Raw genomic sequence first — 18,320 nt, forward strand, 5'->3', positions numbered from 1 at the left:
ATATAGTCGGTAGCAACATCGTCCTGAATTTTTTCGGTCACCACCGCGATGGCTTTTTTAAGCTGATCCATAGGGTCCGGGATATTGGTGGTAGAGAAAACGAGCTTGTACTCTATCCAGCTCCAATACCACGAAGACAGGTATACCAATAGCTTGTGTTTGTTTTCAAAATACCGGTAAATGGAGCTCTCATTAGAGCCGATGCGCTCTCCCAGCTTCTTAAAGGTAAAATTATCAAACCCTATTTCATCGATTAGCAGGATGCTGTGTTGAATGATATTACGACCAAGGGCTGATGTTTCAGGATCTTTAAGATAGATTTTTTCATTCACGTGGATTTTGATATTGGAAAGTATTTCTTTCATTTCGGTTATTTTGATTGCAAATATAATAGTATTACTATCAATTTAAAATTTTTAATTTTTATTTAACAGTCATTTGGCAACGTTTCCGGAAAGCGGTTATTTGCAGCATGGTAGAAAAGTTCTCTTTTTGTTAACGAAGGTGATTAATGGTTTTCATTGGATACGCGTAATTTTGTGATCGTGAAATGAAATAATAACTACCGTTAAATAAGCGTGATGAAACGAAATGTTGGAAATAAAGACGGGTTAATACGTATAATCATTGGCGGGCTGGCGCTGGCTTTTTTCCTGTTTGTAACCATACAGGACGAGTTGGTTCGCGATATATTAATAGGAATCTCTTTTTACACCATCGTAACAGGCACCGTTCATTATTGTCCGTTGTACCTTTTTCTCGATGTTGACACCAGGACCGAAAATCCGCTGAGGCGCAAAAGGCACAGGCGCAAAAAAATGCACAAAGCGGCTACTAAAGCCTAAAATACTTCCTGCGACTTACTTTTCCGTATCGAACAACACTGGCCATTCCTCTCTGATGGTATGGCGTCATCCGTTGTTATGTTATGTGAATTTCGAAAAATAAATTCCTTTACACTTACATTACAATTGATAACCAGAAACATAAACATTTACTGATTTTCAGGACGGGATTACTTAATCTTGTGAAAGTAGCTTTGACATAAAAATAAAAAACTATGAAAAGCACTTTACTGTTTAAGAAAAATTTCAGCGTATCCTTATTCTGCCTGACATTATTTTGCCTGCAATGGCAAGTGAAAGCCCAGGTTATTATAACGAATACGACCCCTGTAACCCAGAACTTTAATAGTATGGGTACTTCCGGAACGGCATCATTGCCCACTGGATTTAAAATCGGAACAGATTACACCTCGGGAACTACCGCAACAACGCAGGCTTATGGTACAAGTGGCACTGGGGCTGTAGGGGCCAGTTCATCCGGCGCTGCCGTCAACTGGGCAGACGGTGTGACCGGCAGTTCCACAGACCGGGCAGTTGGTTTTCTGAATTCCGGATCATTTTCCAGTCCCCGATCAATCATCATGGAAATCCAGAACAATGGCGCTTCCAATATTACCTCTTTATTGGTCTCCTTTAATTATGAGAAATACCGATCAGGTTCGAGGGCTTTCGACTGGACTTTTTTTCATGGTGCCACGACGGCTCCAGCAACTGCCAATACAGCGGGAGATCAAAGTTATGCTGCAGATGGAGGAAATACCGTTGTAAATCCTGCGACTTCTGTTTCTAAAAGCTTTACCCTTTCTGGATTAAGCATTGCACCTGCTGCCAAATATTACCTGCGATGGACGTTTACCGGTGTCGGTGGCTCCTCAAATGGGCAGGGGATCGGTATAGACAATGTTAGCCTCACCGCTACGTTCCCTGGTGCGACGCCGTCTGCCGTTTTTACTACGACTTACGGAACGGCTTCTGCTGTGCAGACATTTACAGTTTCTGGGAGTAACCTGACCACGAACCTTACGGCCACAGCGCCAGCAGGTTTCGAAGTCTCTGCTGACGGAATTTCATACAACACAACAGCCTCTTTCACGCAAAGCGGCGGAAACGCCAGCGGCTCGTTAAGAATTCGTTTGAAAGCCAATGCCGCAGTGGGGTCCTATAATGCTGCCGCGATTGTATTAAGTAGCACAGGAGCAACGTCAGTTAATGTTGCCACGCCTGCCAGCGGAAATGTTGTGAATGCTAAAAGCCTTACCATTACCGGACTTACAGGAACCAATAAAGTGTATGACCGCAACGTCACCGCTTCTTTTACGGGAACAGCAACTTATTCGGGATTGGTTAATGGCGAATCGTTTGTTGTGAGTGGCACTCCAACAGCTACTTTTACAAATTTTTTGGCCGGTAACGGAAAAACCATTGCTGTTTCAGGTTATACAGCGCCTTCCGCCAATTATACCATTACGCAACCAAGCTTAACCGCAAACATTACACCCAAAGCAGTCAGTATTTCCGGCGTAACGGTTAACAACAAATCTTACGATAATTCCAATACAGCGGTATTAAATCTTGGATCGGCAACAGTTATAGGAGTAATTTCTCCGGATGTAGTGGCGGTTGACGCAGCGTTGGCGACGGCTTTGTTCGACACAACTGATGCTGGGACGTCAATAGGGGTTACCATTTCAGGACTTGGCATTTCCGGTGCCGATGCTGCAAACTACACCCTTTCAGCACAGCCAACAGGCATCACAGCCAATATTAATAAAGCGGACCAGGTGCTAACTTTTAGTCCGCTGGATCTGAAATTAGATACAGATCCGGATTTCGGTCTTACTGCTACTGCTAGCTCTGGCCTTACGGTTTCATACACGAGTTCGGATACCAATGTCGCTACCATTTCCGGAAATACAGTTGACATAATAAGTTCGGGGACGACGACCATCACCGCTTTGCAGGCGGGTAACAACAATTACAATCCGGCCGTTCCGGTTGATCAGGTACTTAACGTTTCTTCTACAGCAAAACAGGATCAGGTCATTACATTTAATGCCCTTGCTCCGGTTACTTATGGTGACGCTGCGTTTGAACTATTGGCTACAGCAACATCCGGATTACCGATCACCTACAGCAGTTCGGATACAAACGTAGCCACGGTATCAGGAAACACGGTTACGATCATCGCACCCGGAACAACGACTATTATCGCTTTACAAATTGGAGACGCCAATTTTAATCCGGCGACACCAGTACAACAATCATTGAATATAACAGTAAAAACACTTACGGTGACTGGCACAAGTGCCGCTTCAAAAGAATACAATGGCAATACCATCGCAACGCTTACCGGAGCGACATTGGTCGGAATAGTGGGTAGTGACGAGGTGACGGTTTCAGGTAATGGAAGCTTCGTGGACGCCAACGCCGGATCCAGTAAGGCAATTACTGCAATGCTCGCCCTAAGCGGTGCTGATAGTACGCGGTATTCCATAACGCAACCAATCGGCTTAAGTGCCGATATCACGCCAAAAGCAGCGACCATCAGCGGCATTTCGGTTAACGATAAAATATATGATGCCAACACGGCTGCCACCCTGGGTGGTATCGCCGCAATTGATGGTATCCTTCCAGCTGACATGGCTGAAGTCTTATTAGATGCCACTTCGGTAACAGCTGATTTTGAGACGCCTACACCAGGCAATGGCAAAAATGTGACGGTAACGGGGTATACGCTTACCGGTGCATCGGCTCCAAACTATGTATTGTCACAACCTGTACTTACAGGAAATTTATTGCCTAAAGCATTACTCCTGAGCGGAATTGTTGCAGAAAGTAAAACTTACGATGGAACGACCAATGCCACATTTTCAGGAACACCGGCAATAGATGGCATTATTGGTACAGAAGACGTAATTATTGACGGCACGGCAACAGTGGCATTTACAGATGCAAATGCAGGAGCCAACAAAATCCTGCAAATCAACGGGCTTTCTTTAACCGGTGCGGATGCCGGAAATTACACGCTGGACAGTTCAGGCATCACGGCATCAATCCTTCCGGCGACGCTTACTTATATTGCAAATCCGGCTGTAAGACAATACAATACGGCCAACCCAGGTTTTACAGGTTCAGTTAATGGATTTGTAAACGGAGAAAATATTACTGCTACCACAGGCACATTAATATTTACGTCTCCGGCCAATGCGTCCAGCACTCCAGGAATTTATGCGATCAATGGGGCAGGCCTTACTGCAACGAACTATAGCTTTACTCAGGATGCAGGCAATACCACGGCACTGACAATTATCAAAGCAGACCAGACAATTACTTTTGGTACACTTCCTGTGAAAACCACAGCCGATGCTCCTTTTGCGTTAACGGCGACGGCAAGCTCCGGGTTGGCCGTTAGTTTTAGCAGTGCTAACCCAGCGGTCGCGACCGTTTCGGGCGCCACAGTAACCATTACGGGAACCGGCACTTCCACCATCACGGCGAGTCAGGCAGGGAATACGAACTACAATGCGGCTGTTGCTGTCGACAGGACGCTTACCGTAAATGCGGTACCGGTCTCCATTTTCTCAAATCCGATTACCGGAACAAACCCAAACACTTCAAATCCTTATACCACCGGGCAAACACTTAACGCCAACATTACCGTTTCCGGAATCGGAAGAAGTACTGGTATCACAGGAACCAATGCCAATGACAGGTATACGGCCAATGGCTGGAATACGCCTGCCATTGATACGGCCAAATATTTCGAGTTGACAATCACACCAAACTCGGGATATGAAATTGATTTTGCTAACTTTATTTATACCGGGCAGGCATCGGGAACAGGACCTACTTCAGTCGTAATCCGATCAAGCAAAGACAATTACGTAACTGGAATCGGTTCTCCAACGGTAGCGGGTACCACGATCAGCCTTTCTGCTACAGCTTATCAGGATATTACCACGGCGATTACGTTTAGGATATACGCCTTTGGAGCGAGCGCCTCCGCGGGAACTTTTAGCATCAACAGCTTTACGTTCAACGGAAATGTAAATGCAAGTGCAGTTCCATCCATTTCGGTTACGCCGGCTGCATTGACTGCATTGGATTATTTTGTCGGTTCAGGACCTTCTGCTTCAAAAACGCTGTCGGTAACAGGTGCCAATCTTAATCCTGTATCCGGAAGCGTTACGGCGACAGCTTCTGTCAATTTTGAGGTTTCTGCGGATAATATCACTTTTGCCAATGAAGCCACAATACCCTATACAAACGGCGGCATAACGAACGCGCTTGTCTATGTCAGATCAGTCTCCGGCCTGGTAATGGGAACCTATAATGGTACGGTAGCCATAAGTGGTGGCGGCGCACCGACCGTCAACCGGAATGTGCAGGCCATCGTCAGGGAACCTTTTAGGATTCCATATACAAATGATTTCCGGACGCAAGTGGCAGTGGATAATGCTTTGGCACAAGGTTTTGTCATAAATAATGCTACGTTTAATGCTACCGGTTATGAACAAATTGGATTAAATGGTTACATCGAAACCCCTGTAATTGATTTTACACAGACCCGTACCATCCAGGTGGGTTATGCCGCAGCAACATTCGGGGGTGTCAGCGGGCAGACATTGGAACTGCAAATTTCCGTTGACGGCGGTACAAATTACACCACGATTGGAACGTTGGTACCTCCTTCAGCTTCCTTTACTACAACAAAAACAGATGTTGACCTTACGCTGTATCCGGTGACGACAGGAAAGCTTAGGATTAAGATGACTGCAGGCAGCAATACGACGCGGTTCAGGGACCTTTATATTTTAAAAACCACAACGTGGGACGGTGATGCCTGGTCGAACGGCACTCCGGATGCCAATGCCATTGCCGCAATAGCTGGGGATTATACGACCCAGGTTGACGGAGCGTTGATCGCTAAAAGCCTTACGGTATTATCAGGCACAGTGACCGTTTCTTCTGGAACAACAATGCGTTTGGAAGACGAACTCAACAATGCAGGCACCGTCCTCTTTGAGAATAATGCAAATCTGATTCAGGTAAGTGCTGCGTCCAATACCGGCGAAATCACCGTGAAAAGGAATGCCATGATGAGGCGTCAGGATTACGTTTACTGGTCATCACCGGTATCAAACCAATTGTTATTTGATTTTACGCCGGAGACTTTGCCGAACCGCTTTTACGTCCTGAACGAAACGACAAACTTATTTACTGCAGTGGACCCTACTGCTACCACGTTTGCCAATGGTAAAGGATATATGCTCCGGGCCCCAAATGATTTCCCCGCTGCGCCACAAAACTTCGTTGGTGTGTTTCAAGGCGCACCGCACAACGGGACGGTTGTCGTGCCGGTTACTACTGCTGGATTGGGTTATAACCTGATTGGAAATCCTTATCCTTCACCGATAAGCGCGGCTGCGTTTGCATTGGCTAACCCCACCATCGGAACGCTGTATTTCTGGACCCATACCCAACAGGGTGCAGACAGCGGTGCCAATTATGCAACATATAATGAAACCGGAGCGGCTTCGGCTTTGGGAGGAGAAGTGCCAAACGGTACCATCCAGAACGGGCAGGGGTTTATGGTAAAAGTACCATTGAACACCACCACTGTCACCTTCAGCAACAGCATGCGTGCGGACAATCATGACAACCAGTTTTTCAGATCAGCTGACAACCCGAACTCCGGATCAAGATTGTGGCTCAACCTGACCAGTGCGGCGAAGAAATACAACCAGATATTAATAGGTTACGTTGAAGGGGCTACCGATGGCCTGGACATACAATTTGACGGCAAGATGCTGGAAAATCAGAATGCGGTGCTGTACAATATCTTGGATAATACTTCATATACGATCCAGGGGAAGGCGCTTCCGTTTGCCGATAGTGATTCGGTACCATTGGGTTTTAAGGCTTCCGAAGCTGGAAATTATACCATCACGCTGGACCATTTCGACGGCTTGTTTTCAGAAGGCCAGGATATTTTCCTGAAAGACCATGCCGTAGGAACAACGGTTAATCTAAAGGATGCACCTTATACATTCGCCACAGTACCCGGCACATTTGAACAGCGCTTTGAAGTAGTTTACCAAAATTCGCCCCTGGCCGTAACGCCAGTGACATCGGTCGAAAGCATGGTGATTTTTACCAAAGATAATCACCTGGAAATCCATACCGGAAATATAAACCTATCAGATGTCGCCCTGTTCGATATCCGTGGAAGGCTGCTCTTTGAACAAAGCGGCATCGATGCACCAACAGCTGTGGTCAGAAACCCGGGCATCAGCGAGCAGCTGATCATTGTCAGGGCCACCCTGGCCGATGGACGTGTCGTCAGCAGAAAAATCGTGTTTTAGTCCTCATTTTTTATACTTTGACAGGTAGGCCCTGCAGTTTTTACTGCAGGGTTTTTTGATTCGTGACGCGCTGTTTGCGATAAATTGATATCTGCTTTACATAAAGATGATTTTGTACTGACACTAATTAAATGCAGCCGTAAAGTCCACGCAACATCGGGTTTGGATATTTGTGTCGATATGAAAATGAAAACCTATAACAAATTACCTCATGATTATGATGAAATCTTTACAACCGAAAATCTGTAGCCTCTTATTTTACATCCTACTTTCTTTAAGCATCCCTTGGGCTGGAAATGCCCAGCTTCTGGGTTGGAATTCAAGTAACAATGGCGGTGGATTTGGAGTCAGTCCATGGGCGCCGGAAACGATTGACAGCCACCTGCAATGTTCCGGTTTGACCAGGGGAAGCGCTATTGGAACTTCTGGCGGCGCCGCACAATCTGCCTGGGGCGGCGCCGGAGGCTGGACCGGTACGCCAACTGACGTAGGAAGCTTTTATTTTACGTTCCAGGCTACAGCAGGTTATAAAGTAAGCTTAAGCAGCATTTCAACGGCGACAAGGAGGTCTAACGCCGGCCCGTCAGGCTGTTCCGTATGGTATTCTATAAACAATGCGCCGCCAACAAAAATAACGGACTGGATCACGACATCTTCAAGTGGCAATACCGGCACACCAAACAGTGCAGATTTAAGCGGAATAAACGATTTACAGGAAGTTGCTACAGGAAGCACCATAAAAATCTATATTGTCCCACAGGGCTCTTCCACCGGTAATTACTACCTTAATAACGGTACCAATTGCCTTAGGATTGAGGGCGTGGTAGCGCCACTTATTAGCCCGTTAATCACGCCATCATTGACCTCGCTGAACAATTTCGGTGATGTGATAGTAGGAGCCACTTCTGCTTCACAAAGTTTTACTTTCGACGGTGAGGGCCTTACAGATGATGTCAGCATTGCAGCTTCTGCAGGATTTGAGATTAGTACCGACAATACCAATTGGTTTCCCGGGAGCGATTTCAGTCCGGTAGGGGGCAGCTTGAATGACATGCAGATATGGGTGCGTTTCAAACCAGTAGCGACTGGTGCCGTCAGTGGAAACATTACATTGACGTCGCCCGGCGCTGACGATAAGATCGTCGCCGTTTCAGGAACAGGGCTTCCCGTTCCTGCGTTATCGGTTACACCTGAAGTTATCAACAGTCTTACGTATCCAGAAAATGGAGGGCCTTCAGCGGCATTTCAACTGACAAGCCTTACATCAATCGCACTTTCACCTGCGTCGGGGACCATCATTTTTTCAATATCAGGAGGCAGTTCGTCAAATTATGAAATTTCTGCTGATGGCATCAATTGGGGTTTTTCCGCAGCGTTTGCATATGCTTCCGCAGATAATACCATTGTCAATCCCGAAATATATGTGAGGATGAAAGCCGGCCTTACTGCGGGCGCCATTGCTCCGGACACCGTATCGGTTGACGGCGGTGGATTAAGCACCTTCTTTACCATTGCGGGAATTGTAGATCCGCCAAGTACCATTCTGTCTGATGATGAACCATATGGGCCATTTTGCAATGGTGTCGCGAATACATTTGATGTTGATTTTACGCCCAGCGGAAGCTTTACCGGGACTTTATTTTATGCACAGATTTCCGATGTCGATGGAAACTTTTCAAATTTGCCTGAAAATATTGTCGGAACATCTGCTACCAGCCCGATTACGGTAACCCTTCCGGCCGGATTCACTGCTGGTACGCAATACCGGGTCAGGGTTTTTAATGATAATCCGCTTACGTTTAGCTCCAATGACAATGGTCACGATATTATCATTAACAACATCACGCCATTTTCAGGAATTGTGCAACAGCAAGCCGTTTGCGATGGTAATGAAGCCATAATCACTTTGTCAGGGGTATCGCCTGACGCGGTTTTTAATATTACTTATAATATCAATTCGGCGCCGGATGAGGTGTTGACAGGACAGATTTCGGATGGAAGCGGTGAACTAAACTTTAATGTGCTGCTCAACGCGCAAAATAATGGACAAACCTTAACCGTTACGGCTATCGAAAGGTCGGATATTACCCCTTCCTGCGGAATCACCTTAACTGCAAACAACACGCTAACATTAGCTGTAAATCCACTTCCGCAAATTTCGGGTGTCATTACAACTCCGGTGTGCGGTTCAGGAGAGATGACCACAGTAACCGTTACCGGAATGCTCCCGTCTACAACATCAGCTATAGACTACACGATTGCCGGCGGTAGCCTTCAAACCGTAAATGGTGTTACAGCCGACGCTACAGGAACAGCGACTTTCCAGTTGTCGCTTCTTGCGGACGATGACGGAGAGGAATTCCGTGTTGAATCGATCACGCGTACCGATGTCCTGCCATCGTGTACCTACGAGGTAAACGGGATCAGTACTTTACTGATCGCAAACGAAAGACCAACGGCAACAATAGTGGGTGATCAGTCGATCTGCTTCGGAACGGAGTCGTCGGATATCAGCATCAGCCTGACGGGAACAGCGCCCTGGAACATCACCTATACAGATGGCACTTCCGCATTCACCGAAGACAATATTATGCAAAGTCCGTATACCTTCACGGCAAGTATTTTCAGTACAAAAACGTACACCGTTACAGCAGTCGAGGACGCACACTGCCAGGCTTTGCCTGCGGGGTTGACGGGATCGGCCACAGTGACCGTCAATTCGTTCAGTAACGGCGGAACGGTTTCAGGAAGCGCAACCGTATGCAATGGCGAAAATTCAGGGACGCTGGAACTCACAGGATACAACGGGAGCATTATCGGATGGCAATCTTCTGAAAACATCTCTTTTGCCACATTCGCGGACATAGACAATACCACCAGCAGTTTAGCGTATGCTGATTTAACGGCAACGACATATTATCGTGCCGTTGTAGCCAATGGCAATTGTCCCGTAACGTATTCGACCGTGGCGGCAATAACGGTCAATACTGTTCCTTCATTGATTACACAATCACAGGTTTTTTGTAACGAAGCGCATGTTGCGGATTTGTTCCCATCGGGTGCAGGTATTCAGTGGTATGCGGATGGCGTCGGCGGAAATGTCCTGGCGGATTCTGAAGCGTTGGCAACGGGAGATTATTATGTTTCTCAAACCATTAACGGTTGCGAAAGTGCCAGAACGCTGACATCAGTGACTGTAAATATGATCGATGCACCTGTTACCGCAGCGCAGTCCTTCTGCAATCAGGCTATCGTATCTGATTTAGAGCCTTCGGGCGCAGGAATCCAATGGTATACCAGCCTTTCCGGCGGAAATGTCTTATCGGATTCAGAAGCATTGGCAACGGGAGACTACTACGTTTCCCAAACCATTAACGGCTGTGAAAGTGGCAGAACGCTCGCTTCAATTACCATAAACAGCACCGATGCACCTGAGGGCGAAACGGAGCAGGAATTTACTGAAGGGGAGACGCTTGCAGATATTGACGTTTCCGGCATGGATTTACAATGGTACTTGACGGAATCAGATTTGGAGGAAGACCTACCGGCAGACGTAAACACGCCCTTGGTTAATGGCGCGACTTATTATGTAACACAAGCTGTTAATGGATGTAGGGGAGCGGCATTGGCTGTAACTGTTACCGCGGAACTATCGGTAGGGGATTTTGATTCACACGAATTTGTTTTCTATCCAAATCCCGTACAGGACATCCTGCATATTGCTTACACGGAAACCATCACTTTAGCAATAATCTATAACATCAATGGCCAGGAATTGAAAAGCGTTAAAGGAAATGAGAGCCTTCTTGACATCGACGTCTCACAACTGCCTGAAGGAATTTACTTTATGAAAGTACAATCGGGTGATGTCCTTAGTGTATTGCGATTCGTTAAGAAATGAAAATAAAGCTTCGTTAATTAATATTTTCCATTAAATTTGGCGCGCGATGTTAATTTATTGTAAAATTTTCATCGACAAAAAGCTAAGGAAACACGGAACATATAACAATTTATTAATCCGGCGTGAAAATTAGAATGAGATATACAACCGAACTTTGCCCGGTTTAAATAATTTAAAATGATATTGAAAAAATACCTGCTATCAATAGCGTTCACGTTTGTTTTTGTTTTTGTAAATGTTCAACATAGTTTTTCACAGTGCTTCCAGATCGAAAGTATTCTGGTAGACGCTTGTGGCGGACAGGAAGGGCTGAATGAAATGGTGCGCTTTAAGGTTGGTCCGACTGCAGTTAATACAAGTTCATTAGTCGTCGACTGGCCCAATAATCCGTGGCAGGGGCTTGTACAGGATGGCACAACGGCTACGAAGACCGCAGACTTAAATGCGGATATCCTTGACGCAGGAGGATGCGGCCAATTAATCGAACCGACTGGCGGCGTACTACCGGCCAATGCCAATGTGATCCTTGTAACGAGTTTCAACCTCGATACGGCCTTAAACTCGTTTGGGGCACTGACAGAGGATATTTATATATTGTACCAGGATAATGCGACAACGACTGGCGGGCACTTTGCCAATTCGGGAACCGGGACCAGAACACTTACCATATCTTTTAATGCCTGTACCGATACGGTTACTTATAACAGGGCATTACTGATTAACAGTAGTGGAGCCACAACCGCAGGTGATGGCGCGATTGTTACTTTCGATCCGTCCGGAAATGCTACATACATCAATAACGGCTGTTCTGCACCAGTACAGCCATTTACTGTAGATGCCGGGGCGCCGTCTGTGAATTCGTGTGCCGGAGGTACCGTTTCACTTACAGGAACAGCGCAGGGCCAGCAAACGGTGTTGTGGTCTGCTGCATCCGGGTCGTTTTCCGACGAGACTGCTTTATCGACCGATTATACGCTTGATCCTGCCGCAACAGGCACAGTTACACTGACGCTGACTGTGACGAATAGCTGTGGTGCGATCGTAACAGATACGATTGACGTCGTGGTGACCAACAGTATCACACCTACTTTCAATTCGGTTCCGGCCATCTGTTCCGGGAATCCGCTTTCCCCATTGCCAACGACTTCCACTAATGGCATCTTAGGAACCTGGGCCCCTGCATTAAATAACGCTGCCACAACAACGTACACGTTCACTCCAAATGTTGGGCAATGTGCTTCGTCAACGACATTAACGATTACGGTAAATACGATACAAGTTCCAACGTTTAATGCGGTTCCCGCGATCTGTTTGGGAGATGTTTTATCCCCACTGCCAACAACTTCGACCAATGGTATTACGGGTAGCTGGTCGCCTGCACTGAATAACGGCGCCACAACGATTTACACGTTCACGCCCGCCACAGGGCAATGTGCTTCTACTGCAACCCTCACGATTACTGTAAACACTCCGGGTATTGTGCCCACATTTGCTGCGGTTCCTGACATTTGTTCCGGCGATGTGATCGCAGCTTTGCCAACGACTTCGACGAATGGCATTCTGGGAACCTGGACACCAGCATTGAACAACACCGCTACAACGACGTACACATTCACGCCAAATGCCGGGCAATGTGCCACGACAACCACACTATCGATTACTGTCAACACACCAGTGGTGCCAACATTCAACAGCATTCCGGCAATTTGCGCAGGTGATACACTTCTGCCATTACCGACAACCTCGACAAATGGGATTATTGGAAGTTGGGCGCCCGCACTAAACAATGCTGCCACGACGACGTATACTTTCACTCCAAATGCAGGGCAATGTGCTTCTGTAGCCACGCTTACCATTACTGTAAATACTCCGAGTACGATCCCTGGATTCGTTGCAGTTCCTGAGATCTGTTTCGGTGATACCTTAACAGCACTCCCAACGACGTCTACGAATGGCATTGCCGGAAGCTGGACGCCTGCGCTTAACAATACTGCGACAACGACGTATACGTTCACACCGGATGCGGGGCAATGCGCATTGACGACCACATTGACAATTACCGTAAATCCTTTACTGACACCAGCATTTAATGCGGTTTCACCAATCTGTATCGGAGGTGTTTTGTCTCCATTGCCTACGACTTCGACGAATGGAATTGTCGGAAGCTGGTCGCCTGCATTAAACAATAACGCAACGACAACGTATACCTTTACACCGGATGCCGGCCAGTGTGCTTTACCAACAACCCTTACAATTGCTGTAAATACGCCAACTACCGTGCCTTTGTTTAATGGCATTCCTGCAATCTGTTTTGGAGACACACTTTCCCCACTGCCCTTAACTTCGATCAATGGAATTACCGGAAGTTGGGCTCCGGCATTAAATAATACGACTACAACAACTTATACGTTTACGCCAACTATCGGTGAATGTGCATTAACTACGACATTGACAATTACGGTAAATGCTTTACAAACCCCAACATTCAATGCAGTTCCCGCAATATGTTCAGGCGATGCCTTATCTGCGTTGCCAACGACCTCATTGAATGGCATCACCGGAAGCTGGGCGCCGGCATTAAACAACGCTGCTACAACGACCTACACTTTTTCGCCGGATGCAGGGCAATGTGCTTTGACAACTACGCTGACAATTTCGGTGAATTCATTGCTAACGCCAGCATTCAATGCAGTTACGCCAATCTGTTCAGGAGATAACCTGTCACCATTGCCTACGACTTCTACGAATGGAATCATTGGAAGCTGGTCGCCAGCATTGAACAATACTGCCACGACAACATACACATTTACTCCTGACTCAGGACAGTGTGCTTCACCTGTGACACTTGTCATTACCGTAAACAATTTGGTCACACCTGATTTTCCCGCTACACTGGTACTTTGCAATGGAGAAACAGCCCCTACACTGCAGGCAACATCAGCAAACGGAATCTCAGGTTCATGGAGCCCTGCAATTATAGATGCTACGGCAGACGGCATATACACATTCACGCCTTCAATAGGACAATGCGCAGCATCGGTAACCACCACGGTTACGGTAAGCCAAATCAATTTTGACGTCAGCGAAGGCTGTGTCAACCGGGAATACCTGCTTCAGGTAAATCCGATTGCGGGGTCAACCGATCTGGATCAGGCCGATTACCTTTGGAAAGACGCTGTCGGTGATGTGGTTGGCACACAAAACACCCTGAATATAACGGCATTAGTTGGAGACCAACCTAATGTTCAATTCCCGCTGGATTATACGGTAACCATTACGAATCAGGACGGTTGCAGTGTGAATAGAAGTTTTACAGTGGAAGGGATTTTCTGCAGCATACCTAAGGGGATTTCTCCTAACAATGATGATAAGAATGATGCTTTTGATTTGACAGGCATGGGTGTAAAAGACCTTACCGTATTTAACCGTTACGGAACAGAGGTTTTTCATTATAAAAATTATACGGATCAGTTTAAAGGGCTTTCAAATGATGGAAAAACTTTGCCCGATGCAACCTATTTCTATGTTATTGTAGACAATGGAGGACAGACTTTCACTGGATGGGTTTACATCAACCGATAATCAAAATTATATGGGTATTAATTTCCTGAAAAGAAAATTTGTTTTTATACTTTTAGCATCTTACTGCCTTGTTAATGCACCTGTTGCATACGCACAGATCTATTTGCATAATTTCGGTACAACAGCCATCAGTACCCATCCTTACACGGTGGCGCCGGTTACATTTGATTCCCATCTGTCAAACTCTTCCTGGAGCAATAGCACCAACGCATGGAGCAGTAATAACGGCGCTACCGGTGAAGCCATCCGTTTGACGACCTCGACGGCCGCTTCTATTACACTGACTTTTGATGTGGCGCCCGGTTATCAGGTTGAGGTAACTTCTTTTGATTTTTGGAGACAGCGAAGCAATTTTGGCCCACAGAACTGGGCCATGGCTATTAACGGAATTAACGTAGGCTCGGGAACCATTCCTACTGCAGGGGCCGCAATAGGAAATACCGCTGTCGCCAATACAATTTTCGGATTAACAGGCACAGTAACAGTAACGCTTTCTTTAACCGGTTCAGGGGGTAATGGGACTTTTCGCCTCGATGATTTTAAGTTAAACGGTAGTGTTACCCCAAATTGCAGTGCGCCCGTAATTTCCTCGTTTTCGCCTACAACAGGTCCTCAGAATACGCTTGTTACAATTAACGGGAGCGGTTTTCTGGCCAATACCGGTACGAGTTCTGTTAAATTTGGAGGTGTTAACGCCGCATCATTTACGGTTGTTTCTGACAACATAATTAAAGCATATATTCCCGCCGGGGCGATTTCCGGAAATATTACACTGATTACAAACGGTTGTGAAGGTACTTCAGCTGGTACTTTTACATCGATTGTTTCGCAGCCGGCAGTAAATTATTCAACTGATATTTATATTTCAGAAGTGTATGACGCCGAGGTTGGCAGCGGAGGCGTTATAGAAATTTATAACGGAACCGATTCTAATGTCGACGTTTCCGCTTACAGCATCAGGAGGTATGGCGATATCAATGATGCAACACCAAGTTATGATGAACCTTTAACACCCACCCTGCCTATTTCGCCTTTCATAGCGCCGGGCGAAATCTATTTATTTGGTGTGGGGACATCGGCAATTCCATGTACGGGAGTAACTTTTGGACACTATTACCCCAGTGGCGGTTTTAATTCCAATGACGAGTTTAAGCTTGTAAAAAACGGTACAGTCATCGATGACGTACAGATTTCTTCAACGGTGATTACTGGCCAGCCGGGTTACTCCATCACCAGAAATCCGGATGCAGTGGCGCCAAAAGTTATTTTTAATGCATCAGACTGGAATCTTGTTGGGACTGAAACCTGCACTGATATAGGTGTCCATGCCGTAACAACGAATACACTTCCGGCTGTAAATAACCAACCCGTAAGCAAAACCATTTGTGAAAACGGCAATACCTCATTTTCTTTAGTACTGGCTAGCGATACCGGTTTTACTTATCAATGGAAGGTGCATACAGGTTCAGGAAGCTGGGCAAATGTTACGAATTCATCGGTTTACAGTGGTGCCAACTCCAATACCCTCACGTTGACCGGCACACCGCTGTCGTTTGATAAGTACCAATATTATTGTGAAGTAACATCGCCTGCCGGAAAAGTTGTCAGCCACGCAGCACAGTTAGAAGTGAATGCCGCCGCTACGATCCCAACATTTAACAGTATCCCGGCAATCTGCTCGGGCGATACATTATCACCATTGCCGACAACCTCGCAAAATGGCATTACCGGAAGCTGGTCACCAGCGCTAAGCAATACTTCGACTACAATCTATACTTTCACACCGGATGCAGGGCAGTGCGCGGCCACTACGACGTTGACTATTACAGTGAATACTCCTGTGACACCGACATTCAACAGCATTCCGGCCATCTGTGCTGGCGATGCGCTTTCACCATTACCGACGACTTCGCAAAACGGAATCACCGGAAGCTGGTCGCCGGCACTAAGCAATACATCGACTACAATCTATACTTTCACACCGGATGCAGGGCAGTGTGCGACGACAACCACGCTTACAGTAACGGTAAACGGTGGCAACACGATTCCAACATTCAACAGTATTCCTGCCATCTGTTCAGGTGATGGACTTTCACCATTACCCACGACTTCGCAAAACGGTATTACCGGAAGCTGGTCGCCGGCACTAAGCAATACATCGACTACAATCTATACTTTCACACCCGATGCAGGGCAGTGTGCGACGACAACGACATTGACAATTACGGTGAATACACCGGTGACACCTACATTCAACAGCGTCCCGGCCATCTGTGCTGGCGATGCGCTATCACCATTACCGACGACTTCGCAAAACGGAATTAGCGGAAGCTGGTCACCAGCGCTAAACAATGCATCGACAACTATTTACACTTTTACTCCAACTACTGGGCAGTGTGCAACGACAGCCACGTTAACTATTACTGTTAACACGCCGGTTGTACCCGCATTCAGCAGCGTCCCCGCGATCTGTTCAGGTGGTGTACTTGCGCCATTACCCACAACTTCACAAAACGGAATTACCGGAAGCTGGTCGCCGGCGCTGAACAATACATCGACTACAATCTATACCTTCACACCGGATGCTGGTCAGTGTGCGACGACAACAACATTAACGATTACTGTAAATACGGGAACGACCGCGTTGCCTATCATGGGTGCAAATGCAGTTTGTGCTGGAGAAACCATACTCCTTTCAAACGCAAATGCGGGGGGTAATTGGACCAGTAGTGATGACACCATAGCGGCGATTGATACCAATGGCCAATTGACCGGGATTGTTGCCGGTACTGTTACCATAACTTACACCACATCGGGATCATGTCCTGCTTTATCCAGTAAAACCGTCACTGTAAACGCCTTGCCAAATCCGGTACTGAACAACGCTTATTATTTGTGCCTCGACAACGTAAGCGGCGACATTATTTCTACGGTTGACTTATATTGTGGATTACCGGACGCCGGATACCGGTTTGCATGGACATTAAACGGAAATCCGGTTTTGGAGACCTCGAATACGCTTCAAACCGATATACCCGGAGATTATACGGTCACTGCTACAGACAGGCTGACCGGATGCAGCATGATGGCATCAACGACTGTAGGAACTTCTTCGATCGCCATTGCAAGCGCGACTGTTGGAGATGATTTTGAGGACAATCAGCAGATCGTAGTTAATGTTACGGGCGGATCAGGCCAATATGAGTTTATCCTGAATGACGGACCAGCACAGGATAGTAACATTTTTTCCCAGATTTACCAGGGAGAATATGACATCGTTGTACGGGATAAGAATGGTTGTGGGGAAATAGCATTAAGCGTGTTTGCATTAAACTATCCTCATTTTTTTACGCCAAATGGCGATGGATACAATGACTACTGGAACATCAGCGGACTTTACAACCAGCCGAAGTCGCAGATATTTATTTTTGACCGTTACGGAAAATTACTCACCGCAATCAGCCCCGCATCAGGTGGATGGGATGGTCGTTATAATGGATATGATCTTCCGTCTTCAGACTATTGGTTTACGCTGACATATAAAAACAGACAGGGGCTGGACAAAGAATTTAAAGCGCATTTTTCACTGAAAAGATAGGTATTTGCTATTTGTACAAAAAGAAACCG

6 protein-coding genes are annotated in these 18,320 nt (G+C 46.5%); 5 read left to right on the forward strand and 1 reads right to left on the reverse strand.

Translation table 11 applies throughout. The features are described from left to right. Positions 1 to 365 (reverse strand): TetR/AcrR family transcriptional regulator (locus tag CFE23_RS12410; RefSeq protein WP_291088473.1); only part of this gene is annotated, 365 nt, incomplete at its 3' end. A 216-nt stretch (positions 366 to 581) separates the two neighbouring features. Here CFE23_RS12410 and CFE23_RS12415 point away from each other — a divergent pair. From CFE23_RS12415 to CFE23_RS12435, 5 genes are all read left to right on the forward strand, one after another. After that, entirely contained in the window at positions 582 to 845 is a 264-nt protein-coding gene (locus tag CFE23_RS12415; RefSeq protein WP_291088475.1) for a DUF2892 domain-containing protein, read from the forward strand. Positions 846 to 1,060: 215 nt separating this feature from the next. Next, positions 1,061 to 7,210, forward strand: coding sequence for a YDG domain-containing protein (locus tag CFE23_RS12420; protein WP_291088477.1), 6,150 nt, complete (start codon positions 1,061 to 1,063; stop codon positions 7,208 to 7,210). Between the two features lie 217 nt (positions 7,211 to 7,427). Then, the gene (locus tag CFE23_RS12425) at positions 7,428 to 11,111 is read left to right on the forward strand and encodes a T9SS type A sorting domain-containing protein (RefSeq protein WP_291088479.1); all 3,684 of its coding nucleotides are present in this window, start codon (positions 7,428 to 7,430) and stop codon (positions 11,109 to 11,111) included. Between the two features lie 177 nt (positions 11,112 to 11,288). Next, positions 11,289 to 14,693 carry a gliding motility-associated C-terminal domain-containing protein gene (locus tag CFE23_RS12430; RefSeq protein ID WP_291088481.1) on the forward strand — a complete coding sequence of 1,135 codons (3,405 nt, stop codon included), beginning with the start codon at positions 11,289 to 11,291 and terminating at the stop codon, positions 14,691 to 14,693. After that, a complete protein-coding gene (locus CFE23_RS12435; RefSeq protein WP_291088483.1) occupies positions 14,650 to 18,291 on the forward strand; it encodes a T9SS type B sorting domain-containing protein in 3,642 nt (1,213 codons plus the stop codon). The genes CFE23_RS12430 and CFE23_RS12435 overlap by 44 nt, the downstream gene beginning before the upstream one ends. The last annotated feature ends 29 nt before the right edge of the window (positions 18,292 to 18,320 follow it).

Source organism: Flavobacterium sp. BFFFF1, assembly GCF_002256285.1.
In the GTDB taxonomy this organism is placed as follows: Bacteria; Bacteroidota; Bacteroidia; order Flavobacteriales; family Flavobacteriaceae; genus Flavobacterium.

Bases quoted from the DNA above. Each gene is read 5' to 3' on its own strand.
- CFE23_RS12425 (WP_291088479.1), top strand. From the start codon at position 7,428: ATGATGAAATCTTTACAACCGAAAATCTGTAGCCTCTTATTTTACATC.
- CFE23_RS12420 (WP_291088477.1), top strand. From the start codon at position 1,061: ATGAAAAGCACTTTACTGTTTAAGAAAAATTTCAGCGTATCCTTATTC.
- CFE23_RS12430 (WP_291088481.1), top strand. From the start codon at position 11,289: ATGATATTGAAAAAATACCTGCTATCAATAGCGTTCACGTTTGTTTTT.
- CFE23_RS12435 (WP_291088483.1), top strand. From the start codon at position 14,650: ATGGAGGACAGACTTTCACTGGATGGGTTTACATCAACCGATAATCAA.
- CFE23_RS12415 (WP_291088475.1), top strand. From the start codon at position 582: ATGAAACGAAATGTTGGAAATAAAGACGGGTTAATACGTATAATCATT.